General features: G+C 68.3%; 20 protein-coding genes. 13 read left to right on the top strand and 7 right to left on the bottom strand.

Going from position 1 to position 22,646, the window contains the following annotated elements:
- Window positions 1-75: 75 nt before the first annotated feature.
- From ACT9TC_RS09270 to ACT9TC_RS09320, 11 genes are all read left to right on the top strand, one after another.
- On the top strand, window positions 76-1,299 hold the full coding sequence (locus tag ACT9TC_RS09270; RefSeq protein ID WP_458040242.1) for a pyridoxal-phosphate-dependent aminotransferase family protein: 1,224 nt from the start codon (window positions 76-78) through the stop codon (window positions 1,297-1,299).
- Complete coding sequence (locus tag ACT9TC_RS09275) at window positions 1,299-2,606, top strand: allantoate amidohydrolase (protein WP_458040243.1); 1,308 nt, start codon at window positions 1,299-1,301, stop codon at window positions 2,604-2,606. Before ACT9TC_RS09270 ends, ACT9TC_RS09275 begins: the two co-directional genes overlap by 1 nt.
- A gap of 65 nt (window positions 2,607-2,671) precedes the next feature.
- Window positions 2,672-3,889, top strand: coding sequence for an ATP-binding protein (locus tag ACT9TC_RS09280; RefSeq protein WP_458040244.1), 1,218 nt, complete (start codon window positions 2,672-2,674; stop codon window positions 3,887-3,889).
- 90 nt (window positions 3,890-3,979) lie between these two features.
- Complete coding sequence (locus ACT9TC_RS09285; protein WP_458040245.1) at window positions 3,980-5,353, top strand: amidohydrolase family protein; 1,374 nt, start codon at window positions 3,980-3,982, stop codon at window positions 5,351-5,353.
- A gap of 250 nt (window positions 5,354-5,603) precedes the next feature.
- Entirely contained in the window at window positions 5,604-5,900 is a 297-nt protein-coding gene (locus ACT9TC_RS09290) for a GIY-YIG nuclease family protein (protein ID WP_458040246.1), read from the top strand.
- 336 nt (window positions 5,901-6,236) lie between these two features.
- Entirely contained in the window at window positions 6,237-7,313 is a 1,077-nt protein-coding gene (locus tag ACT9TC_RS09295; RefSeq protein WP_458040247.1) for an ABC transporter substrate-binding protein, read from the top strand.
- A gap of 30 nt (window positions 7,314-7,343) precedes the next feature.
- Window positions 7,344-8,168 carry an ABC transporter ATP-binding protein gene (locus ACT9TC_RS09300; RefSeq protein ID WP_458040248.1) on the top strand — a complete coding sequence of 275 codons (825 nt, stop codon included), beginning with the start codon at window positions 7,344-7,346 and terminating at the stop codon, window positions 8,166-8,168.
- Window positions 8,158-9,024, top strand: coding sequence for an ABC transporter permease (locus ACT9TC_RS09305; protein ID WP_458040249.1), 867 nt, complete (start codon window positions 8,158-8,160; stop codon window positions 9,022-9,024). Before ACT9TC_RS09300 ends, ACT9TC_RS09305 begins: the two co-directional genes overlap by 11 nt.
- Complete coding sequence (locus ACT9TC_RS09310; protein WP_458040250.1) at window positions 9,021-9,899, top strand: ABC transporter permease; 879 nt, start codon at window positions 9,021-9,023, stop codon at window positions 9,897-9,899. The genes ACT9TC_RS09305 and ACT9TC_RS09310 overlap by 4 nt, the downstream gene beginning before the upstream one ends.
- A 92-nt stretch (window positions 9,900-9,991) precedes the next feature.
- Window positions 9,992-11,032 carry an adenosine deaminase gene (gene add / locus ACT9TC_RS09315; protein WP_458040251.1) on the top strand — a complete coding sequence of 347 codons (1,041 nt, stop codon included), beginning with the start codon at window positions 9,992-9,994 and terminating at the stop codon, window positions 11,030-11,032.
- 13 nt (window positions 11,033-11,045) lie between these two features.
- Complete coding sequence (locus ACT9TC_RS09320) at window positions 11,046-11,669, top strand: helix-turn-helix domain-containing protein (protein WP_458040252.1); 624 nt, start codon at window positions 11,046-11,048, stop codon at window positions 11,667-11,669.
- A 51-nt stretch (window positions 11,670-11,720) separates the two neighbouring features.
- Here the strand turns inward: ACT9TC_RS09320 and ACT9TC_RS09325 are convergent, their stop codons facing one another.
- Window positions 11,721-12,122 (bottom strand): GlcG/HbpS family heme-binding protein, encoded by a 402-nt coding sequence (locus ACT9TC_RS09325; RefSeq protein ID WP_036297211.1) that lies wholly within the window; start codon window positions 12,120-12,122, stop codon window positions 11,721-11,723.
- A gap of 64 nt (window positions 12,123-12,186) precedes the next feature.
- On the bottom strand, window positions 12,187-13,407 hold the full coding sequence (fdhA, locus tag ACT9TC_RS09330) for a formaldehyde dehydrogenase, glutathione-independent (RefSeq protein ID WP_458040253.1): 1,221 nt from the start codon (window positions 13,405-13,407) through the stop codon (window positions 12,187-12,189).
- 161 nt (window positions 13,408-13,568) lie between these two features.
- Between fdhA and ACT9TC_RS09335 the strand changes: the two genes are divergently transcribed.
- Entirely contained in the window at window positions 13,569-14,945 is a 1,377-nt protein-coding gene (locus tag ACT9TC_RS09335) for a LuxR C-terminal-related transcriptional regulator (protein ID WP_458040254.1), read from the top strand.
- 1 nt (window position 14,946) lies between these two features.
- On the opposite strand, the gene ACT9TC_RS09340 is transcribed toward ACT9TC_RS09335, so the two are convergent.
- The 4 genes from ACT9TC_RS09340 to ACT9TC_RS09355 form a co-directional block, all read right to left on the bottom strand.
- A complete protein-coding gene (locus tag ACT9TC_RS09340; RefSeq protein WP_458040255.1) occupies window positions 14,947-17,811 on the bottom strand; it encodes a molybdopterin-dependent oxidoreductase in 2,865 nt (954 codons plus the stop codon).
- A complete protein-coding gene (locus ACT9TC_RS09345; RefSeq protein ID WP_458040256.1) occupies window positions 17,808-18,659 on the bottom strand; it encodes an FAD binding domain-containing protein in 852 nt (283 codons plus the stop codon). The genes ACT9TC_RS09340 and ACT9TC_RS09345 overlap by 4 nt, the downstream gene beginning before the upstream one ends.
- A 175-nt stretch (window positions 18,660-18,834) precedes the next feature.
- Window positions 18,835-19,626: a nucleoside phosphorylase gene (locus tag ACT9TC_RS09350; protein WP_458040257.1), complete on the bottom strand. Its 792-nt coding sequence runs from the start codon at window positions 19,624-19,626 to the stop codon at window positions 18,835-18,837.
- A 280-nt stretch (window positions 19,627-19,906) separates the two neighbouring features.
- Window positions 19,907-21,004, bottom strand: a complete 1,098-nt coding sequence (locus ACT9TC_RS09355; protein ID WP_458040258.1) for an XdhC family protein — start codon at window positions 21,002-21,004, stop codon at window positions 19,907-19,909.
- Between the two features lie 50 nt (window positions 21,005-21,054).
- Here ACT9TC_RS09355 and ACT9TC_RS09360 point away from each other — a divergent pair, with 50 nt between their 5' ends.
- On the top strand, window positions 21,055-21,669 hold the full coding sequence (locus ACT9TC_RS09360; protein WP_458040259.1) for a nucleotidyltransferase family protein: 615 nt from the start codon (window positions 21,055-21,057) through the stop codon (window positions 21,667-21,669).
- An 18-nt stretch (window positions 21,670-21,687) separates the two neighbouring features.
- On the opposite strand, the gene ACT9TC_RS09365 is transcribed toward ACT9TC_RS09360, so the two are convergent.
- Window positions 21,688-22,620, bottom strand: a complete 933-nt coding sequence (locus tag ACT9TC_RS09365; RefSeq protein ID WP_458040260.1) for a 2-hydroxyacid dehydrogenase — start codon at window positions 22,618-22,620, stop codon at window positions 21,688-21,690.
- Between the last annotated feature and the right edge of the window lie 26 nt (window positions 22,621-22,646).

Here is a 22,646-nt window from a genome sequence, read left to right on the forward strand (position 1 = left end):
CTCGACAAAAACCGGCGCACTCGGCCCCGTGTACCGCGCCGCGACCCGCACCGGGATGAACAGACAGGAACCTGCATGAACGCCGTGCCGATCGATCCGCCCGCCCGTTTGCTGATGGGGCCGGGGCCGATCTCGGCGTACCCGAGCGTGCTCACGGCGATGTCGGCGCAGCTCGTCGGGCAGTACGACCCGTTCATGACGAGCACGATGACCGAGACGCAGGCGCTGTACCGGCAGGTCTGGGCGACCGAGAACGACGCGACCTTCCTCGTCGATTCGACGTCTCGCGGCGGCATCGAGGCCGCGATGATCTCGCTCATCCGGCCGGGCGACCGGGTGCTCGTGCCGGTTTTCGGACGTTTCGGGCACCTGCTCGCCGAGATCGCGGAGCGCGCGATGGCCGAGGTGCACACGATCGAGGTGCCGTGGGGTCAGGTCTTCACTTCCGCCGCGATCGAAGAGGCGATCGTGCGAGTCAAGCCGCACCTGCTCGGGCTCGTGCAGGGCGACACGTCGACCACGATGCTGCAGCCGCTCGACGAGATCGGCGCGATCTGCGCCAAGCATGGCGTGCTGTTCTACTCCGACGCCACCGCTTCGCTCGGCGGCAATCCGTTCGAAGCGGATGCCTGGGGCCTGGATGCCGCGACCGCAGGGCTCCAGAAATGCCTCGGTGGGCCTTCGGGCTCGGCGCCGATCACGCTGTCTGAGCGGGCGGTGGAGATCATCCGGTCGCGCAAGAAGATCGAGGCCGGGATCCGCGAGCCCGGCGACGAGGACGCACCCGACTTCGTCCGCTCCAACTACTTCGACCTCGGCATGATCCTGGACTACTGGGGACCCCGCCGCCTGAACCACCACACCGAGGCGACCTCGATGCTCTACGGCGCACGCGAATGCGCGCGGGTGTTGCTCGGTGAGGGTCGCGATGCCGTGATCGCGCGGCACGAACTGCACGGCGCCGCGATGCTCGCGGGGGTGCGTGGGCTGGGGCTGGTCGTGTTCGGCGACGTCGCGCACAAGATGTCGAACGTCGTCGCCGTCGAGATTCCCGAGGGCGTGGCGGGGGATGCCGCACGCCAGGCGATGCTCGACGACTTCGGCATCGAGATCGGCACCTCGTTCGGACCCCTGCACGGGCGCGTCTGGCGCATCGGAACCATGGGCTACAACGCCCGCAAGGACGCCGTGCTGACGACGCTCGCCGCGCTCGAGCAGGTGCTCCGTCGCTTCGGCGCGAAGGTTCCCGTGGGCGGCGGCGTCGATGCCGCCCTCGACGTGTACGCGGGCGAGGCCTGATGACGCGGACCCTCCTGCCCGACCTCACGCCCGACCGCGTCGCCGCCGCGGCTCGGCGCGTCATGGCGCGCTGCGACGAGCTCGCGCGCGTCACCGCAACCCCGGGCGAGATCGAACGCGTGTACCTCTCGACCGAGCACGCCCGCGTCAACCGCCTCGCGGCGGAGTGGATGCGCGAGGTCGGCATGCGGACGCGACAGGATGCCGCGGGCAACCAGATCGGACGGCTCGACCCATCGGATCCCGATGCCCCCGCACTGATGATCGGCTCGCATCTCGACACCGTGCCCGACGCCGGACGCTTCGACGGCATCGTCGGTGTGCTGATGGCGCTCGAGGTCGTGCGGTTGCTCCGGGCGCCCGCACCGAACGGCGAGGGCAGCATTTCGCCCCTGCCGTTCGCGATCGAGGTCGTGGCGTTCTCGGACGAAGAGGGCACCCGCTTCGGCAAAGCTCTGCTCGGGTCATCCGCTGTTGCCGGCACCTGGGACGACGACTGGTGGCAGCTGACGGATGCCGACGGCACCACGCTGCGCCAGGCCGCGCTCGAGTTCGGCCTCGACCCGGGGCGAATCGGCGAGGCTGCGCGTCGCCCCGATGAGCTCGTGGGGTATCTCGAGGCACACATCGAGCAAGGTCCCGAGCTCGACCGCCGTGGGGAGTCGCTCGCCGTCGTGTCGTCGATCGCGAGCGCCCGCCGATTCCAGCTCGTGGTCGAGGGTGAGGCCCGGCACGCGGGCGGCACCCCGTACGACATGCGCCACGACGCGCTGCTCGGGGCGAGCGAGGCCGCCCTGACGGTCGAGCGCATCTGCAGCGCGGAGCATCACGTCATCGGCACGGTCGGTCAGCTCGAGGCGTTCCCCGGCGCCGTCAACATCGTGCCGGGCGAGGCGCACTTCAGCCTCGACCTGCGGGGCGAGTTCGACGGCGAGCGTGACCGCGTCTGGGACTCTCTGTCGCGCGACCTCGACGTGATCATGGGCCGCCGCGGCCTGCGCTGGCGGGCCCGCGAGGTGCACAACGCGCCCGCGGTCATGTGCGCGCCGCTGCTGCAGGACGTCATCCGCGCCGGGATCCGCGGGGCCCTGCCGGAGATGCCGGATGACCCGGCCACCCTCTTCAGCCCCGCCGGCCACGACGGGATGTCGATCGGCGCGATCACGAACGTCGGGATGTTGTTCCTGCGGAATCCGGATGGCATCAGCCATCACCCCGACGAGGCGGTCAGCGCAGCGGATGTCGCGCTCGGCATCCGCGCGCTCGCCGAGTCCGTTCTCCACCTCGCCGCCGAGCCCCGCCAATAGATTAGGACACTATGCACGCTTTATGTGCAACAAATAAAGCGCACAAAACTCGCTAAGATTCTCGCATGCAGGCTCTGACGAATCCGTACACGCCCAATGCGGGTGCTGAGCCGCAAGCGGTTGTCGGACGCGAGGATCAACTCGGTTCCTTCGACTTGCTGCTCGCCCGAATCGAGCGCGGTCGAACAGAGCAGTCGCTCATTGTTACCGGACTTCGCGGGGTAGGAAAAACAGTCCTGTTAGGGCAGTTTCGGACAAAAGCACTCGCGCGCGACTGGGTTGTTGTCGAGCTCGAGGTCAGCAAGAACGACGAGAACCACTTCCGTAGTGCGATAGCTGCGAAGCTTCGGGCGGCCCTTTTCCAGATCTCGCCAAAGGCGAAATGGAACACTCGTCTCAAGCACGCGGCATCCGTCTTGCGGTCCTTCACTGTCAGCGTGGACGCCGCAGGCGTGTGGTCTGCCGGCCTCGATGTTGACGCGGCTGAGGGTTTTGCGGACCACGCGAATCTTGCTCTCGATCTGACCGATGTATTCGTCGCCCTGGGTGAGGCGGCGCAGGAGCAGGGCCGCGGTGTTGTGGTGCTATTCGATGAAGTCCAGTTCCTCAGCAAGCAGCAGCTAGAGGCAACGATCGAGGCGATCCACAAGATGGTCCAACGGAAACTTCCCGTCACGCTCGTAGGTGCGGGGTTGCCACAGATCGCGGAGCTTGCGGGGGATGCGAAATCATACGCCGAGCGTCTGTTCAAGTTTCCCTCCATCGGCAATCTCACCGATGCGGATGCGAAAGAAGCGTTGTTGCAACCTGCTGCGGAGGAGCAGATCTCCTTCTCCAGCGATGCGCTGTCTCTTGCCGTCGCGATAACCGGCGGCTACCCATATTTCCTGCAAGAGCTCGGATACGCCGTGTGGACTGTTGCAGACGGGCCCGTCATATCCCGCGACGACATCGTCGCGGCGGTGCCGGGGTATGAGGCGAAGCTGGACGAGTCGTTCTTTCGTGTTCGGCTGGACCGAGCGACCGAGCTGCAGCGCGCCTACCTGCGTGCGATGGCTCAACTCGGACCGGATCCGCAGAAAGCGTCGGACGTGGCCGACATGATGGGCAGGACGTCCACGAACCTCGGTCCGACCCGCGCTGAACTCATCAACATGGGGCTCCTCTATACCCCGGAGCACGGCTATGCCGCGTTCACGGTTCCGCACTTCGACAAGTTCCTGATTCGAGCGATTCCGAACCTTGACGTTCCCCCGCTGAAGGTCCGCAAGCCCAAGCCCTGAGTCATATCGGCGCGAAACGACGCCCGTCGCCGCCTCGGCCGTGACCCCGGTGCAATCTTCGTGTAATCAACATCTCGTACGGTCGACACCATGTCGCTCCTCGTTATCAATGCCCGCCTCATCACGATTCCCGCTGGATCCGACGATCCGGGGTACATCGAACGCGGGTGGATGCGCGTCGAAGACGGCCGTATCGTGGCCATCGGCGCCGGCGACCCCAGTGACGCCACGGCCGACGAGGTGCTCGACGTTGACGGAGCGTTCGTCGCGCCCGGCTTCGTCTCCAGCCACAGCCACCTCTTCACGAGCGGCCTGCGTGGGCTCGGCGTCGCCGACACCCTCTACGGCTGGTGCGACTCGATGCTGGGCATGACCGCACACGCGACGCCCGCCGACATCTACTGGTCGACGCTGCACGGCGCCCTCGACTTTCTCGGCAACGGTGTCACCACCGCCTACAACTTCACCGATCCGCAGCAGGCGTGGGAGTCGATGGTCGACGGCAAGCGTGTCGGCAACGCGCCTCTGCGTGGCACCGAGTACCACACGCAGCAGGCGGACGGATGTCTGGACTCCGGCATCCGATTCGTCGACTCGATCGGTATGGATGTCACCGCCGGCACCGACGCCGAGATCTTCGCGCGCTTCGAGGCATCCGTCGCCCACACCCGTTCGATGGACCCGGACTTCGCGCTCGGCGCCTCGATCATGGGGCAGGTGCAGTGGTCGCCCCGGCCCGAGGCGGCCGAGCTCGAGGTCGAGGCCATGCGCCGGTTCGGGGTGACCAACCAGGCCCACTTCCTCGAGTCGCCCGAGGCGGTGCCGCTGCAACAGTCGAAGTTCGCGCTGTACCGGGACGCGGGGGCCCTCGGTCCGGACATGATGTTCGGACACTTCATCCAGACCACGCCCGAGATCATCGAGCAGGCAGCTGCGGCCGGCGCCTCGATGTCGTGGCAGCCGGCATCCAACGGCCGCCTGGCATCGGGCACCGCACTCGTGCCCGAGATGCTCGCGATGGGCATGAAGGTGGGCATGGGGCTCGATGATCAGGCCTGCACGGATGTCTCGGACCCCTGGCAGAACATGCGCATGGGCATTGCGATGCAGCGGGCCCGCACCCAGGACCCGCTGTCGATGATGCCCGAGCTGGTGCTGCGCCTGCACACGCTGGGCGCCGCCGAGATCATGGGCGTCGCTGACCGCGTCGGCAGCCTGGAGATCGGCAAGTTCGCCGACTTCGTCGTGGTCGACCCGCGCCGCCCGGATGTCGGCCCGCTCTGGCATCCCGTGCGCAGCTACGTGCTGTCCATGGGATTGCGAAACCTCGACCGCGTCTACGTCGGCGGTGTGTTGGTGTCGCGCGCAGGGGAGTCGACGAATCCGCTCGCCGGTGAGGCGTCGGCCCGGCTCCACGCCGACCTGCCCGCGCTCGCGGATCGCCTGGGGCGCCACCCCCACTGACCTTGCGGTGCGCCCGCGGTGCGACGGGCGGTGCGCTTCGAGCGAGGTACCTACGGTCATTGAGCGAGGAGCGCAGCGACGAGACGAAATGCACGGCGATCGTTTCGTCTGGCTGCGCTCGCGGGGCGACCGAGGTGCTGCGCTCGCGGGACACCCGTCGGGTATCCCGTGAGGAGCGCGGCGACGAGACCAGACGCGGATGCTGTGGACAACCGGCACGGCCGCGGCTCGACCTCGCTAGCGTCAATCGATGGGCTTCGTCTACATCCTTCGCTGCGCCGACGGTACGTTCTACGTCGGGAGCACCACCGAGCTCGACCGCCGTGTACAACAGCATGCGGTCGGCGAGGGAGCTGCCTACACGCGCACGCGGCGGCCCGTCCAGCTGATGTGGAGCGCGGAGTTTGCTCGCATCGACGAAGCGTTCGCGTGGGAGAAGCGCATCCAGGGGTGGAGCCATGACAAGCGCGCGGCGTTGATCGAGGGCGGCCTCGACGCCGTGCGCGGGTGGAGCGCGCGGCAGCGGCGCGCGCAGTCCGGCTGTTGACGTTTCGTCTCGCTGCGCTCGCTCAACGACCGAGGCGCTGCGCTCGCGGGGCAACCGAGGCGCTGCGCTCGCGGGGCAACCGAGGCGCTGCGCTCGCGGGGCGACCGAGGCGCTGCGCTCGCGGGGCAACCGAGGCGCTGCGCTGACTCAACGACCGAGGCGCTGCGGTCACGGGGCAAGCGGGGTCGTCGCGACCCAGGTGTAACGGCGCCGAAACACTGCGCCAGTGTTCGTGAAATCTACATCCCATAGCGTCAGCACTATCGCGCAGGGTCGAGGCCTGTGGCCGTGCCGATACACCCGAGTGCCACCCCGTCCGATCTGGAGACACAGCACATGACATTTCGCTTCAACACCTCACGCCGTCGCCTCGCCGCGGCCGGCGCGGGCATCGCGATCGCAGCCCTCGCCCTGACCGCCTGCGCGGGCGGCAGCGGCGACGCCGCCACCTCGGAAGCCCCCATGGGCGAAGAGGGCTTCGGCGACATCACGCTCCAGCTCAGCTGGATCTTCAACGAAGAGTTCGCGGGTGAGTACCTCGCCGACACGAACGGCTACTACGAGGAAGCCGGATTCTCTTCCGTCAAGCTGGTCCCCGGCCCGTCGGGCGGCATTCCCGAGCTCCTCGGGGGCACGGCTGACATCGCGCTGAGCGACTCGGTCCAGATCGGTTCCGCGATCGCCAACGAGGGTGCACCCCTCAAGATCATCGGTGCGACGTTCCAGGCCAACCCGTTCACGATCCTCTCGCTCAAGGACGGGGGCGACATCGCCACCCCCGACGACCTCAAGGGCAAGAAGATCGGTGTGCAGGACAGCAACCTGACCCTCTTCAACGCGTTGCTCGCGGCCAACGACATCGACGCCTCCGAGCTGACCATCGTTCCGGTTCAGTACGACCCGGCGCCGCTCGTCAACGGTGAGGTCGACGGATACGTCGCGTACCTCACGAACGAGTCGATCTCGGTCGAGATGTCGGGCGCCCCGACGACGAACCTGCCCTTCGCCGACAACGGTCTGCCGTTCGTTGCCGAGACCATCACGGTCACGGAGGACACCATCAAGAACAAGCGCGACATGCTGAAGGCGTTCCTCGTCGCCGAGATCAAGGGTTGGACCGACGCGCTCGCCGACCCGCAGGCCGGTGCCGACCTCGCCATCGAGAAGTACGGTGTCGACCTCGACCTCGACCCGGCCAAGACCCTCGCGGGTTCCGAAGCACAGAACAAGCTCGTCGTCTCGACCGAGACCGAAGAGAACGGTCTGTTCACGATCTCTGAGGAGCTGCAGAAGCTCACGATCGACAGCCTCGCCGGAGCGGGCATCATGCTCGATGCATCCGACCTCTTCGACATGAGCCTGCTGGACGAGGTCTACGAAGAGAACCCGGATCTCATCGCCTACGCGGGCTGAGTTCTTCACCTCAACCGAGAGAAATCAACTGTGACCGAAGCGGTTACCCAGACCGGTGCCCAGGCGACAAGCTTGGGCACCGGCCTGCAGATTACGGGTCTGAATAAGGCTTTCACCGTGGGCCGCAAGAGCGTCGTGGCCCTCCAGGACGCCAACCTGCACACCGAGCAAGGCACGTTCCTTGCCCTGCTCGGGCCGTCCGGATGCGGTAAGTCGACCATCCTGCGCATTCTCGCCGGACTCGAGGAGCCCACCAGCGGTACCACTCGTGTCGACGGCAAGAGCCCCAAAGAACTGCGTCGCGGCAACGAGCTGGGCATCGCGTTCCAGGACTCGGCCCTGCTCCCGTGGCGGAGCGTCCAGTCCAACATCCAGTTGCCGTTCGAAGTCGCGGGTAAATCCGTCGACAAGGACTACGTCAAAGAGATGATCGCGCTTGTCGGGCTCACCGGGTTCGAGAAGGCGAAGCCCGCACAGCTTTCCGGAGGCATGCGTCAGCGCGTGTCCATCGCGCGTTCGCTCATCATGAAGCCCTCGGTCCTACTGTTCGACGAGCCCTTCGGTGCCCTGGATGACATGACGCGCCAGAAGCTCAACCTCGAGCTGCTGCGCATCTGGACCGAGAAGCCGGCCACCACGCTGCTCGTCACGCACGGCATCTCGGAGGCGATCTTCCTCTCCGACCAGGTCGCGGTCATGAGCCCGCGGCCGGGACGCATCAAAGAGGTCATGACGATCGACCTGCCGCGTCCCCGCACTCCCGAGATGATGCGCACGCCCGAGTTCCATGCCTACGTCGACCAGGCATCCGAACTGCTCTTCGGCGTCGGAGGCGCCGCGGCGGATGACCACTGATCTCTCGAACACGGCGGGGTCTCCTGCGACGGCGGCCAAGCCGCGCGCGATCCAGTGGGAAGACGTCAAGCTTCCGGCGTGGGTCACCGGGCTGATCGGCGTCGTCGGGATCATCGCGATCTGGTGGATTCTCGCCGCAACGGTGTTCTCGAACGTCGGTCCCGGTGGTGTGCAGGCCATTCCCACGCCCCCGCAAGTTGTCGCCGAGTACTTCAACACGGGATGGGAGTTCTACGCCCGCAACTTCGGCGTGACGCTCAGCGAGGCAGGCATCGGCTATCTCTGGGGCAATGGGCTCGCGCTCGTGCTCGCGGCGCTCGTCCTGATCGTGCCGCGGCTCGAGGGCGTCATCATGCAGATCGCCATCATCACCTACTGCATCCCCATCGTGGCGCTCGGCCTGTTGCTGATCGTGATCGTGCCGATCCCGACCTCCGGGCAGCCCTCCATCACCGCCGTCTTCCTCGCGGCCCTCAGCTGCTTCTTCACGACCGTGGTGGGGGCGCTCCTCGGGCTCAAGGCCGCCGACAAATCCAGCCTCGACCTGGTGACCGTTTACGGCGGCTCGCGTTTCACCCAGCTGCGCAAGGTGCGGCTGATCGCGTCCCTCCCCGCCATCCTCAACGCGCTGAAGATCGCGGTTCCCGCGGCATTCCTCGGTGCGGTGCTCGGGGAGTTCTTCGGCAAGGTCACTCTCGGCGTCGGTCCCGCGATGATCGCCGCGCAGCAGGCGCTCAACTCCGCTCGGGTCTGGGACATCGCGCTCGCCTCGGGTGCCGTTGCCCTGATCGGGTATGGCCTGGTCGGGCTTATCGCGCGGGCCATCGCGCCCTGGTCGAAGGGGGTGTCATCATGAGTGAGATGGGAACCGCCCTCACCGTTCCTGGCGCGCCGGAGCAGCTTGCCAAGCTGGAGCGCGAGATGCGCCGCGAGGTCCGGATGTCGACGCTCGCCGCGCTCGGTCGAAGCGTGCTCACTTTCGTCTTTACGATCGTCGCCGTGCTGGTTCTCTGGGTCGGCTCGCTGTGGGTATTCCAGATCTCGCCCTACGTCGGCAAGGGACCGGTGGATGTCTGGAACTTCCTCGTCACCGTTCCCAACGCCGAGGCGAATCGTGAGCAGCTCTTCGGACAGCTCTGGGTCACCCTCGGCCACTCGGTTGTCGGGTTCGCCGCGGGCCTGTTCGTCGCCCTGGTGGTGGCAATGATCTTCCAGCTCAGCAAGGGTGTCGAGCATGCCCTGATGCCGATGGCCATGTTGCTGCGTTCCGTACCGCTCGTCGCTATGGCGCCCGTCATCATCCTGATTTTCGGGCGCGAGTTCGCCTCGGTCGCGGTCATCGGCGGTATCGTCGTGCTCTTCCCCGCCCTCGTCAACATCGTGTTCGGGCTGAAGTCGGCCTCGCCCCAGATGAATGACCTCGTCACCGTCTACGGCGGCACGTCGTGGACGCGTCTGCGGAAGGTCGCCCTGCCCAGCTCGCTGCCGGAGTTTTTCGCGGCCGTGCGCATCTCGGTGCCGGGTGCCATCACCGGCGCGCTGCTCGCCGAGTGGCTCGCCGTCGGAGGCGGAATCGGCGGCGCGGTGGGTGGCTATGTCGCAGCCGCCCAGTTCTCCGCCGTCTGGACGGCCGTCGTGCTGGTAACGGGAGCCGCGCTCGTCCTCTACAACATCGTCCAGATCCTCGAATCGGTCGCCCTCGCCCGCATGGGTATGGGTAATCGCGCCTAGCGCCGCCCACCGCGCGAGCCCCGCGTCCGACGCTCGATCCGACAGATCGCCCGACGAACAGGCAGCCTCCACCGCCCGCCCGAAAGGACACCATGACTGACACCACCGCGCTCACCGAGTTCGCCTACGGCCTGCCCAAGGCCGAACTGCATCTGCACCTCGAGGGCACACTCGAACCCGAACTCAAGTTCGAGCTCGCCGCCCGCAATGGCATCGAGCTCGCCGAGAAGACCGTCGAAGCGGTCAAGGCGACCTACAACTTCACCGACCTGACGAGCTTCCTCGCGGTCTACTACCCGGCCATGCAGGTGTTGCAGACGGCCGACGACTTCCACGACCTCGCCTGGGCCTACCTGTTGCGCGCGAAGGAGCAGGGTGTCGTGCACGCCGAGATGTTCTTCGACCCGCAGGCCCACACGAGCCGCGGCGTGCCCTTCGAGAACGTCATCACGGGATACCACCGCGCCGCCGTTCGCGCGGGCGACGAGCTCGGCATCTCGGCAGAACTCATCCTCTGCTTCTTGCGTGACTTCTCTGCGGAGGATGCGGCGGCGACGCTCGAGTCGGCCCTGCCCTACAAGGACTGGATCATCGGCGTGGGGCTCGACTCGGATGAGCGGGACAACCCGCCCAGCAAGTTTTCGGAGGTTTTCGCCCGTGCGCGCACGGAAGGCTTCCGGTTGACCATGCACTGCGACATCGACCAGGTCGGCTCGATCGACAACATCCGTGCGGTGCTCACCGACATCGACGTCGAGCGGATCGACCACGGCACCAACATCGTCGAAGATCCCGAACTCATCGCCCTGGCGAAGGAGCGCGGGCTGGGATTCACGTGCTGCCCCGTCTCGAACTCGTTCGTCACCGAGCAGATGAAGGCCGACGAGATCGTCAGCCTGATGCGGGCGGGCCTGCGGGTCATGATCAACTCGGACGATCCCGCGTACTTCGGCGCGTACGTCGGCGACAACTACGTCGCGCTCGCGGAGCACGCGGGGCTGTCCGAGACGGACCTCGTGCAGCTCGCGATCAACTCGTTCGAGGCATCCTGGCTCACGCCCGAACAGAAGGCCGCCTACGTCGAACGCGTGGGGGAGTACGCGGGCTCCCGCGGCGTCGCGTTGCCGGCCTAGCGGGGTTCTGATCATGACGTCGACCCTTGCGGCGAGACCGTCCGGTGCGGATGACGCGGACGCGCGGCTCGGGGCGGCCATTCGACGGGTGCGACACGCACGCGGCATGACCCTCGTCCGGCTCGCAGAGACGACGGACCTCTCGCATCCGTTCCTCAGCCAGCTGGAGCGTGGGCTCGCCCAGCCGAGCCTGTCGTCGCTGCGGCGTATCGCCTCGGCGCTCGAGACGAGCCCGATCGAGTTGATCGCAGAAGCGGATGCCGCGGCATCCGCTCATCCCGCCGTCGAGGTGCATCGACAGGGCGCCGCGGGCGAATCTGTGCCCGAGGGATTCGCCGCGGGGTCGGCCCGGATGCTGGCGCGCGGCGGCCGGCCGCTGCATCCGATGGAAGTGTCGGGCGGGGCCACTGAACCCGGCGAGATCTTCGTGCATGCCGAGGACGAGTTCCTCTACGTGGTCGAGGGCGCGATCCACATCGAAATCGAGGGCGAGCACTCCACGCTCGGAGCGGGGGATTCGGCCTACTATGCGGGCGGTGTTCACCACCGCTGGTGGTCTGCGGAGGGCAGCACGTACCGTCTCGTCGTGGTCAAGCAGGGGCTCCGCGGCGCCGGCACCGGCGCCGGGCGCTGGTAGTCCGTCCCCGCCCTCCCGCACCTCCCCGCCCTTCCGCCGAAACCCGCAGCGTCAGAGAGCGGCGGCACCGGCCTCGGCGACCGTCTGGTCTTGCTCGCCCGAGCCGCCGCTCACACCCAGGCCACCGACGACGACGCCGTCGCGCAGCAGGGGCACGCCGCCCGCGAAGATCGCGACCTTGCCGCCGTTGGTGGTGTGGATGCCGAAGAACTGCTGGGTCGGCTGCGAGTTATCGCCGAGGTCCTTGGTCTGGATGTCGAACGCGCGCGACGTCCACGCCTTGCTGATCGAGATGTCGATACTGCCCATCCAGGCGCCATCCTGGCGAACGTGGGCGATCAGGTTGCCGCCAGCGTCGACGACGGCGATGTTCATCGGCTGGCCGATCTCGTCGGCACGCGCTTCGGCGGCGGCGATCAGGGTGCGGGCGTCCGCGAGGGTGAGAGCTGACATGGTGTTCTCCTTCGATCGTGAGGGGTGGTGGGAAGTGCAGTCGAGACGGATGTCGGGGGCGCAGTCACGCCGCGATGTACCCGTTGGGGTTGAGCACGTACTTGGTGGCGGCGCCCGCATCGAATTCCGCGTAGCCGCGCGGGGCATCCTCGAGCGGGATCGAGGTGGCGTTGACGGCCTTCGCGATCTGCACCTTGTCGTGCAGGATCGCCATCATGAGCTGTCGGTTGTACCGCATGACGGGGCACTGGCCGGTCGTGAACGAGAGCGACTTCGCCCAACCGGTGCCGAAGCTCAGCGACAGCGAGCCCTTCTGCGCCGCCTCGTCGGCCGCGCCCGGGTCTCCCGTGACGTAGAGGCCGGGGATGCCGATCGCGCCGCCCGCTGAAGTCACATCCATGAGCGAGTTCAAGACCGTGGCGGGGGCTTCGGCCGCATCGGCGCCGTGGCCCTGGCCGCGTGCCTCGAACCCGACCGCGTCCACGGCGGCGTCGACCTCGGGCACACCGAGCAGCTGGGCCAGCTGATCCGGCACATCCCCGTCGCCGACGTTGAGGGTCTCGCATCCGAAGCTCCGCGCCTGCGCGAGCCGCTCTTCGTTCAGGTCGCCGACGATGACGACGGCCGCACCGAGAAGCTGCGCGCCGGCTGCCGCGGCGAGGCCGACGGGGCCCGCGCCCGCAATGTAGACGGTCGATCCCACGCCGACCCCGGCGGTGACCGCGCCGTGGAAGCCGGTGGGGAAGATATCGGAGAGCATCGTCAGGTCGAGGATCTTCTCGAGGGCCTGCTCGCGATCCGGGAAGACGAGGGCGTTCCAGTCGGCGTACGGCACGAGAACGTACTCGGCCTGCCCGCCGACCCATCCGCCCATGTCGACGTAGCCGTAGGCGCTGCCGGGCCGGTCGGGGTTGACGTTCAGGCAGATGCCCGTCTTGCCCTCCTTGCAGTTGCGGCAGCGGCCGCACGAGATGTTGAAGGGCACCGAGACGATGTCGCCGACCTTCACGAATTCGACATCGGGACCGACCTCGACGACCTCGCCGGTGATCTCGTGTCCCAGGACCAGTCCCGCGGGCGCCGTCGTCCGGCCACGGACCATGTGCTGGTCCGATCCGCAGATGTTGGTGGCGACGGTCTTCAGGATGACGGCGTGCGGGAGCTTGCGTCCGACGTTCGCGGGATTGACGCCCGGACCATCCTTCAGCTCGAAGGTGGGGTATTCGGTGTCGATGACCTCGACCTTGCCCGGTCCCTTGTAGGCGACGGCGCGGTTGTGCGACATGTGGCTCCTCTCCGAACCTTCGAGCCGCGCGCGCGTCGGGTCGACGTCGGCGGCTCTTCCAGACTGCGCCACCCGTTTCGGTAGCACCATCGGCGTTCGGGGTAGTTCCCACTACCCGTTCGGGTAGCGCGAATCGCGCCAGCGGCAGTTACCATCGACCGATGCCGCTGAAACGCGCGAAGAAGCCTCAGCCCGGCGAGGGGACCCTGCGCGGCGGGAGCGAGATGCGCGGATCGGATGCCGCCGGCACGACCGTGATCGCCGCTCTGGCCGAGATCGTCTCGGCGCCGCTGCCCGAGCTCGCCCGCGCGCTTTCGGAGTACCTCGCCCCGAAGATCCCGCATTCCGCGCTGATCATCCTGGCCGAGGATGACGTGAGTCATCCGCTCAAACACCACGGTGATCCCGATCTCGCGTCGCGAGTCGTGCTCTCCGAGATGGTGGAGGCACGGGCGTCTCTCGCCGGACCGGGTGTCGGTCGCGAGCGGGTCGTTCTCGGCGGGGAGCTGCGGGACGCGGTGCTGGCGCTGTCCGAGACCGGGCCGTTGCTCGTGCTGGTCGATCCCGGCCCCGGCCCCGGCCCCGGCCCCGGCATCGACATTGGCATCGGCCAAGCCATCGCGGCCGATCCGCGCAGCGAGGACGAGCTGCTGCAACTCTGGCGGATCGTCGCGGTGCGGATCCGACAGCCGGCACGGGACGCATCGCCGAGTTATCTGCTCGAGTCGCGAGCCGCGGCCGGAGTGCGCGCCGAGGTCGTCGCCGAGCTCAGCGACAGCCACTCGCGCACCCTGGAGGCACTGCTCGCGGTGCTGCGATCGCCCTCGACCGACGACCACGCCGCCCGCCAGGCCGCCGTCGGTGTCGCGGCGCACGCAATGGTGCAGCTGCGCACCTCGACCGATCTCGTCCGCACCTTCACGGAAGAGCCGGTCACCTCCGCGTTCGAGCGGCTGCGTGATGATCTCGTGCCACTCGTGCGCTATCGCGACGTGGACGTGCAGTTCGTCGAACCGCCCGTGGACGGGCGGGCGCTGCCGAGCGAGATCGCCCACGGTGCCCGCGCGATCGTGCGCCGTGCGATTCTGGCATCCGTCGAACAACCGGGCACGTCCCGGGTGCGGGTCAAGTGGGACTGCGACGGCCGCAACCTTCTGATCAGCGTTCGTGACGACGGCCCCGGCGACGAATCGCTCGGCGACGACGCCCTCTATGAACTCCGACAGCGGGTCTCGGCCGTCAACGGCGAGATGACCCTCGCGGCGACCGAGGGATGGGGCTCCGAGCTATCGGTCGTGATGCCGCTCGACCCTCCCCATACCCACGGCGATGACCCGCTCATCGCGCGGCTCGGTCCGCGAGAGCTCGAGATCCTCGAGCTGATGACGCAGGGCCTACGCAACCGGGCGATCGCGGCCCGGCTGGGGATCAGCGAGAACACGGTCAAGTTCCACGTCTCGAAGGTCTTCCGCAAGCTCGGGGTCACCTCGCGCTCCGAGGCGACCGCACTCATCGCCGCGGGCCGCGCCCACCGTTGAGTCAGGCCCGCGCGAGTCGCCAGACGCGGTCGCGCGAGAACGGCTGCTCGTACGGGCGTCGTCCGAGTGCGCGGGCGATTGCGTTGCCGATCGCGGGCGCGACGGGGTTGTACGGCGACTCGCTCATCGACTTCGCACCGAACGGACCGAGGTCGTCGCTCGTATCAGCGAAGTAGACCTCGGTGTCGGGAATGTCGGCGAACTGCGGCACGCGGTAGGTGCGGAACATCGGGTTCACCACGCCGCCGCGGTCGTCGACATAGACCTCTTCGTAGAGCGCGCTGCCGACGCCCTGCGCCACTCCGCCTTCGATCTGCCCGCGGCACTGCGCCGGATTCATGACGAAGCCCGCGTCTGCGGCGTGCACCGACTGCAGGATGCGCACGGATCCGGTGGATGGCTCGACCGCGACCCGTACGGCGTGAACGTTGAAGGCGAGCGAGCGCTCCTCGCCGTATTCGGCGCCGTCAGCGGTCAGGCCCTCGGGCCGAACGCCCGTGCTCGGGTTCGGAGCCGCCGCCGCAGCAGCAGCGACGATCTCGCCGAGCGACACGACCCCCGACGGCGTACGCACCCCCTCGGGCGTGAGCGTGCACGCGCCGGGTTCGGAGCCGTTCAGGGCGGCGGCGATCCCGAGCATCCGGTCGCGCAGCGCGACGCACGCGGCGTACACAGCCTTGCCCGCGACGGTCGTGCCCGCCGATGCGAACGCACCGGTGTCATGTGCGACCCCGTCCGTATCGGCATGCTTCAGCGTCACGCGCCCGCCGTCGACGCCGAAGACGGATGCCGCGATCTGGCGCTGCACGGTGGTGGTGCCGTTGCCGAATTCGGCCGTGCCGGTGTGGAGCTCATACGTTCCGTCGGGCCAGAGCGTCGCGGTGGCGTGCGCGATATGTCCGCGCGGGGCCATCGTCGCGATCAGCGTCGAGGCCATGCCCTCGCCGACGAGCCAGCCATCCGGTGCCGTCACGCCATTGCCCCGAGCCAGGGCGCCCTGCGCGAGGTCGAGGCACTGGTCCAGGCCGTAGCTGCCCCAGCGCACCTCGGGTTCGTGTTCGGCGTGCCACGCGAGCAGGGGGTCGCCGTCGCGGACGGCGTTGATGCGGCGCAGCTCGAACGGGTCGATGTCGAGGCGTTGGGCGAGCAGGTCCAATGCGGATTCGACGCCGAGCTGCACCTGCCCCAGGCCGTACCCGCGGAACGCGCCCGACGGAACATTGTTTGTGTACACGGCCTCGGCATCAACACGTTTCGCCGGGGCGTTGTAGAGGCTGATCGACTCGGAACAGCCATGGAACAGCACGCCGATCGCGTGGTTGCCGTACGCGCCGGTGTCACTCAGCACATCGAGCTTGATCGCGGTCAGGGTTCCGTCCTCATTGGCGCCGAGCTCGACCGAAACCCGCATGGGGTGGCGCAGCGACGCCCGCTGGAACTGATCGGTGCGAGAGAACTCGTACGCGACGGGACGTCCGGTGCGCAGCACGGCAAGGGCCACCAGGTCCTCCGTGAAGATCTCCTGCTTGCCGCCGAAGCCGCCGCCCACGCGGGGTGCGTAGACGCGCAGGCGCTCGCGCGGCAGATCGAAGACGTGGGCCAGTTCGTCACGCGTGAGGAATGGTACCTGGGTGCTGGAGCGGATGACCAGACGGTCGTCTTCGTCCATCCAGCCCACGGATCCGTGCGTTTCGAGCTGTGCGTGACTGACCCGGGACGTCTGCCAGGTTCCACCGACGCGGATCGCGCTGGCGGCGAGGGCCGCTTCGATATCGCCCCCGTATCCATCGTGGAGCGCGGCGACGACGTTGCGCGACGCATCCGCGACACGGTCGTCGGGTGTCCGATCGGCGTGCAGCAACGGGGCACCCGGCATGCGGGCGGCTGCCGCATCGAAGACCGCGGGCAACACCTCGTACTCGACCTCGACCAGCCGACACGCTTGCTCGGCGGCCTGCGAGGTCTCGGCGACGACCGCCGCGACCCGTTGCCCGACGTGGCGAACGATGTCGTCGAGCACGCGGGTGTCGTCCGGGTCGTCGGTGCGATGTTCGTGCCGGGCAGAAGAGTACCGGGTGGCGGGAGCATCCTCATGCGTGAAAACCGCGACGACCCCCGGAACGGCGCGTGCGGCCGAAGTATCGATGGACAGGATGCGTGCGTGCGCATGTCGCGAGGTCACGACCCGCAGCACGAGGGCACCCGTGACGGGTTCATCGAAGGTGTAGGGCTCGCGACCCTGCACCACTCGCCGGGCGGGCTCGGGCGAGACCGAGGTGCCGACACCCGACGGTGTCGCCGTGGCGGCAGCGCCGCAGGAACCCTCGCATGAATCACCGCAGACGGATGTCGGGGCTCTGGCATCCGTCTGCGACATATCTTGTTCGGCGGCTTGACCGGCAACTTGTTCCGCGATGGCCGCTCTCCGCCCTGTCTCGTGCACGGCACCGATGATCGCCTCGCGGAGCGGGCGGTACCCGGTGCAACGGCAGAGGCTGCCCTTCATGCGGCGGTCGAGGTCCGGCAGATCGGCCTCGGTGAGGGTGGAGGCCGTGACGCTCATTCCCGGGGTGCAGAAACCGCACTGGAAGCCGAAGTTCTCGATGATCGCCTCTTGCACGGGATGGAGGTCATCGCCGGGGGCCAGGCCCGCGGCCGTCGTCACCGTGCTGCCGTCGACCCGCATCGCGGGGATGATGCACGAGTGCACCGGCTGGCCGTCGAGGATGACGGCGCACGCGCCGCAATCTCCCGCGTCGCACCCTTTCTTGACCTCGGTGTGGCCGTGCTCGCGCAGCAGCGTGCGCAGGCACTGACCCGGGCGTGGCTCTACCTCGACGGGTGCGCCGTTGATCTCGATCTTCATGCGGTGTTCCCAGAGTCGGCGGGCGCGGCGAGTTCGACGCGGATCCGCTCCGCGAGCTCGATGCTGACACCGCGACGCCAGTCGGCTGACCCGAGGGGATCGGTGTAGAAGTCCGGTGCCCCCGCGACATCGGTCGCGAGCTGCGCCGCCGCGGGAAGCGCCGGATAGCGCAGAACGGTCGGCGTGAGGGTCGCGGCGGTGACGCTGAAAACGGCGCACCCATCGCGGTCGATCCGTCCGGTCACGACCGCTCCCGAACGGCCCAGCTCGGCGAGGGCGATCTTGCGCATGACGGCGCGGGATCGGAGAGCATGCGCGGGGAGATTGACGGCGCGGACAACCTCGCCGCGGGCGAGATCATTCGTGCCGTTGCCCGTCATGAGCTCGGCGACGGGGGTGCGGCGCTCGCCGCCGTTCGGCGTCCAGATCACGGCCTCGCCATCGAGCGCCGACGCGAGAGACACGATCGCGCCCGCGGAGAATGAGCGGCAGACGTTTCCCCCGACCGTCGCGGTGTTCCAGATCTTGAACGAGGCCAGCAGGGCGTTCGCAGCGACGGGGAAGAGAGCGACGGCGGACCAGTCGGCCGGGGCCACGGCATCCGTCGTCCGTCCCTCGGCGAAGGCGACGAGCGTGGCGATCGTGCAGGTCGCGCCGATCGTCAGCCCGGCCGCCGTTACCTCGAGATCACGCCAGCCCATCGTCGTCAGGTCGACCAGGCCGGTGGCGTGGGACTGTGGTTCGCCGAAGAGCCAGGTCCCGCCGCCGAGGATGATCTCGCCTGGGGCGAGGGCGAGGTCGGCGCGGCTGGTCGCGCGCCGGAAGCTCGTGATGGTGTTCAGGTCCACCAGCCCTCCTTCCGCGGATGCGTCGCCGCATCCGTCCATCCAACCAGCGCCCGATTTCGTGAGTGTTTCACGTGCAACCGTGCACTCGGGCCGTTGACGTGCAACTGCGCGCTGGGGCGTCGGGGATTCCGACGCCCCAGGTTGATCGGCGCACCCAGAATGCAGCGCGCGATGCCTACAGCTCGAGTTCGACAGCCGTTTCGAGGGCGGCCTCGATGCTCCGCATCCAGCCGTCCTTGAGCGCGGAGTTCTTCTCGTCGTAGAGTGATGCGCCGTCGACCAGGTTGCTGGACGCGGCGCACACCATGCCGGCACGCAGGCCACGCAGCCGCGCGACGATGTACAGAGCGGATGCCTCCATCTCGACGTTGAGAATGCCCATACGGTTCAGCTCGGCGATCCATTCCGGTGTTTCCGCGTAGAACGCGTCGTCGCTCACGCTGATTCCCCGGAAGGAATGTGTTCCCGACGCCGCGGCGATCCGCTCCGAATGACGCGCCAGCGCCAGCGTGAGCTCGAGGTCGGGGACCGCCGGGAAACCCTTCGGGAGATACGCATCCGTCGTGCCGTCGTTGCGGAAGCTGCCCTCGCTGACGAGCAGGTCTCCGGGCGCTATGCCCGGCTGCAGCCCCGCCGAGCTGCCGACGCGGATGAACGAGGTGACACCGACACGGGCCAATTCCTCGACGGCGATCGCGGTAGACGGGCACCCCATTCCGGTCGAGGTCGCGGTGATGTGCCGGCCCTTGTACCAGCCCGTCATGGTGCGGTGCTCGCGGTTGTGCGCGACCTCGCGTACCTCCGTCAAGAACTCCGCGACGAACGGAACCCGAAACGGATCGCCGGGCAGCAGGGCCACGGACGAGACCTCGCCGGGCGCGATACCGATGTGGTACTGCCGCGCGTTCAGGCCCGCTTGGGACTTATCGACGGGCATGGATGTGGGCGTGGATGCAGATGTGGACACGGGGGCCTCCGGGGTGCTGTGACGGGTGAAGTCAGCAGTCCCCGCCCTGAGCCACCGGCTCGGTTCACCGACGATCGCCGGGAGGTCATGGTTGTTAGGACACGCAGTGCGGAGAGCGTAGCACCGGCCCCGAGGCGGGCGGATCGTCGCTCTCGCGGGACGACCTGTCGGCGAAACACCGGACGTGCGGCCAGACACCCCGTGGCAGGGGTGTCTGGCCGCGCGCGGGGTGTTTCGGTGGCAACCGAGCCCGAGCCCGACCGCGAGCTCGAGCCCGCGACTAGAAGGGCGAGCAGGTCGGAGCTGGGATGCCGGCGCCGCCGGGGGTGCGGGCGTGGATCGGGCCGCGTGCATCCCGCAACGGGCCACCCGATGTCCCGTGTCGCGCTGCGATGATCTCGGCAATGGCGGCGACGGCGGCTTCTTCGGGTGACGAACCGCCGAGGTCCAGTCCGAGCGGAGAGTGCAGGCGGGCCAGGTCGGCGTCCGTCACCCCGCGCTCGCGCAGCGCGATCGCACGCTGCGCGACCGTGCTCCGAGCACCCATCGCGCCGACGAAACCGACGTTCATGCCGAGCGCGGCATGAAGCGCGGGGATGTCGATGCGTTCGTCGTGGGAGAGCACGCAGACGGCCGTTCGAGCATCGACAGAACTGACTTCCGCGGCAAGCGACGTCAGATACTCGCCGGGATCGGCGATCACGATGTCGGTCGCGTCGGGGAAGCGCTCCGAGGTCGCCAGCAAGGGCCAGGGGTCGCACACGGTGACCGCGTATCCCGCCGCGCTGGCCACCCGGCACAGCGCTGCCGCGTGTTCCCCCGCACCCACGATGATCAGGCGGGCGCGGGGAGCCCGAGACACCGCGAGCCAGGTGCGGTCAGCGATCGGGACCGTCTCGGCCAACAGCGCCGCCGCATCCAATTCGGCGAGCGCCTCGGCAGCGACTCGTGAGAGGACGGATGCGTCGGCCACGGTGCCCACGTGAGGCGTGCCGATGCCGAGGGCGATGGTCACGCGCTCATCGCGGGCCGCCATCTCCAGTGCGTGCCGCGCCACCTCATCGTCGGGTCGCAGGACATACGCGAGCACATCCACTTCGCCGCCACACGCGAGGCCCGCGGCGTGCGCGCGCTCGTCGCTGAACCCGAAACGGGCCGCGCGGGCGACTCCGTCGGCCAGCACGGCATGGGCGAGCACGATCGCGTCGCCCTCGACGCAGCCCCCGGAGATCGAGCCGATCACCGAGCCATCCGCCGTGACGGCCATCGACGCACCGACACCCCGCGGAGCGCTGCGCGCGACACGTGTCACCGTGACCACAGCGACCGACTCGCCAACGCTGAGGTGCGGCAGCAGGTCTGCGGCGAGTTCGAGCATCCTGCAACGCTAGCCGCGCGATGTTTCCTGCGCGATACGCTGACGGCACCATGCGCCCGCCGGACTTCGAGCTCACCGATCAGGCGTCCGGTGCCGTGCTCGGCCTCGTGCTCGCTGCCGGCGCTGGTACACGGTTCGGCGGTCCGAAGGCCCTGGCCCGAGACGGCAACGGCATGCCGTGGGTCGTTCGTGCCGTGCGTACCCTCCGCGCCGGGGGCTGCGGTCAGGTGCTCGTGGCGCTCGGGGCCTCGGCGACGGAAGCCCGCGACCTCGTTCCGCCGAATGCCGAGATCGTTGTCGTGCCCGACTGGCGGCTCGGCCTGTCGGCCACGATCTCGAAAGGGCTCGCCGCGGCGGGCGAGCGATCCGCGTCAGCCCTCGTGATCATGCCGGTGGACACCCCGGATGCTCCGCCCGCCGTCGTCCGCCGGGTCATCGCCGCCGCGGCCGTCGCGCCGAGGCGGGCACTCGTGCAGGCGACGTACGGCGGCGACCCCGGTCATCCGGTCCTCATCGGTGCCGAGCATTTCGTTCCGCTCTCACACGCACTGTCGGGGGATCGCGGCGCGAGAGCCTACCTTGCGCGCCACCACGCGCTCGCGGTCTCGTGCGAAGACCTCTGGTCGGGCGACGACATCGACACTCCGTCCTTCACCGACCGCTGAGCCACGGGTGGGGCGCGATCAGCCGCCGATCACGATGTTGAGCGGCGGCGCGCCCCGCAGCATCCGCTCGATCTGCCGACGGATCAGGCGAGCCGCACGCGGCCGCATCGCCGATGTCAATCCGCCGACATGCGGCGCGATCAATACCCCGGGAGTCGTCCAGAGGGGATGCCCCGCGGGCAGCGGCTCCGGATCGGTGACGTCGAGCGCGGCGCGGATGCGGCCACGGCCCGCGTGATCGACCAGCGCGGCGGTGTCGATCAAAGAGCCACGGCCCACGTTGATCACCAGCGCACCATCCGGCAACGCAGACAGCACGGCGTCGTCGACGATGTGCCGCGTCGCATCTCCACCGGGCAGAGTCAGGATGACGATGTCGGCATGGGGGAGCAACTCCGGCAGTTCGTCGACACCGTGCACGTGCACCCCGTCCTCGTCGCGGGCGTGCGTCGCCACCGGCACGAGATCGACCTCGAAGGGCGCGAGGCGTGCGGCCGTCGCCTTTCCGACACCGCCGTAACCGAGCAGCAACACACGCTGGTCGGCGAGGCCGGTGCTCGCTTCCTGCATCCAGGTCTGAGTGGCCTGCGCGTGTACGAGCTCGGGGATGCGCCGCTGCGCCGCGAGAGCGAGTGTCAGCGCCAACTCGGAGGTGGCCGTCTCGTGCACCGACGCGGCATTGGCGAACTGTCGCCCGGGCGGTAGGTGATCCGCGACTCCGTCGTAGCCGATGGATTGTCCCTGCAGCACGCCGGTCTCGACGCCTTCGAGCCAGTGGAAGCCGCTTCCGCCCGACATGTATGGCACGACCACGAGGTCGAGGTGTTTTCGTGGCGCGGGCCCGTCCATCGGCCACACCAGAACGTCCACGCCATTCGGCACGGGACCGAGGTCCTCGAGAACTTGGGGGGAGGGAACGGTAACGGTGAGCGTGCGGAGTGCGCGGTTCATCCTTCGACGCTAGCGGGCTCCGTCGG

Source organism: Microbacterium sp. HM-570, from assembly GCF_054165885.1.

Coding starts and splice junctions, on each gene's coding strand:
- ACT9TC_RS09270 (WP_458040242.1), top strand. CDS start 76: ATGAACGCCGTGCCGATCGATCCGCCCGCCCGTTTGCTGATGGGGCCG.
- ACT9TC_RS09275 (WP_458040243.1), top strand. CDS start 1,299: ATGACGCGGACCCTCCTGCCCGACCTCACGCCCGACCGCGTCGCCGCC.
- ACT9TC_RS09280 (WP_458040244.1), top strand. CDS start 2,672: ATGCAGGCTCTGACGAATCCGTACACGCCCAATGCGGGTGCTGAGCCG.
- ACT9TC_RS09285 (WP_458040245.1), top strand. CDS start 3,980: ATGTCGCTCCTCGTTATCAATGCCCGCCTCATCACGATTCCCGCTGGA.
- ACT9TC_RS09290 (WP_458040246.1), top strand. CDS start 5,604: ATGGGCTTCGTCTACATCCTTCGCTGCGCCGACGGTACGTTCTACGTC.
- ACT9TC_RS09295 (WP_458040247.1), top strand. CDS start 6,237: ATGACATTTCGCTTCAACACCTCACGCCGTCGCCTCGCCGCGGCCGGC.
- ACT9TC_RS09305 (WP_458040249.1), top strand. CDS start 8,158: ATGACCACTGATCTCTCGAACACGGCGGGGTCTCCTGCGACGGCGGCC.
- ACT9TC_RS09310 (WP_458040250.1), top strand. CDS start 9,021: ATGAGTGAGATGGGAACCGCCCTCACCGTTCCTGGCGCGCCGGAGCAG.
- add (WP_458040251.1), top strand. CDS start 9,992: ATGACTGACACCACCGCGCTCACCGAGTTCGCCTACGGCCTGCCCAAG.
- ACT9TC_RS09320 (WP_458040252.1), top strand. CDS start 11,046: ATGACGTCGACCCTTGCGGCGAGACCGTCCGGTGCGGATGACGCGGAC.
- ACT9TC_RS09325 (WP_036297211.1), bottom strand. CDS start 12,122: ATGTCAGCTCTCACCCTCGCGGACGCCCGCACCCTGATCGCCGCCGCC.
- fdhA (WP_458040253.1), bottom strand. CDS start 13,407: ATGTCGCACAACCGCGCCGTCGCCTACAAGGGACCGGGCAAGGTCGAG.
- ACT9TC_RS09335 (WP_458040254.1), top strand. CDS start 13,569: ATGCCGCTGAAACGCGCGAAGAAGCCTCAGCCCGGCGAGGGGACCCTG.
- ACT9TC_RS09340 (WP_458040255.1), bottom strand. CDS start 17,811: ATGAAGATCGAGATCAACGGCGCACCCGTCGAGGTAGAGCCACGCCCG.
- ACT9TC_RS09355 (WP_458040258.1), bottom strand. CDS start 21,004: ATGCTCGAACTCGCCGCAGACCTGCTGCCGCACCTCAGCGTTGGCGAG.
- ACT9TC_RS09360 (WP_458040259.1), top strand. CDS start 21,055: ATGCGCCCGCCGGACTTCGAGCTCACCGATCAGGCGTCCGGTGCCGTG.
- ACT9TC_RS09365 (WP_458040260.1), bottom strand. CDS start 22,620: ATGAACCGCGCACTCCGCACGCTCACCGTTACCGTTCCCTCCCCCCAA.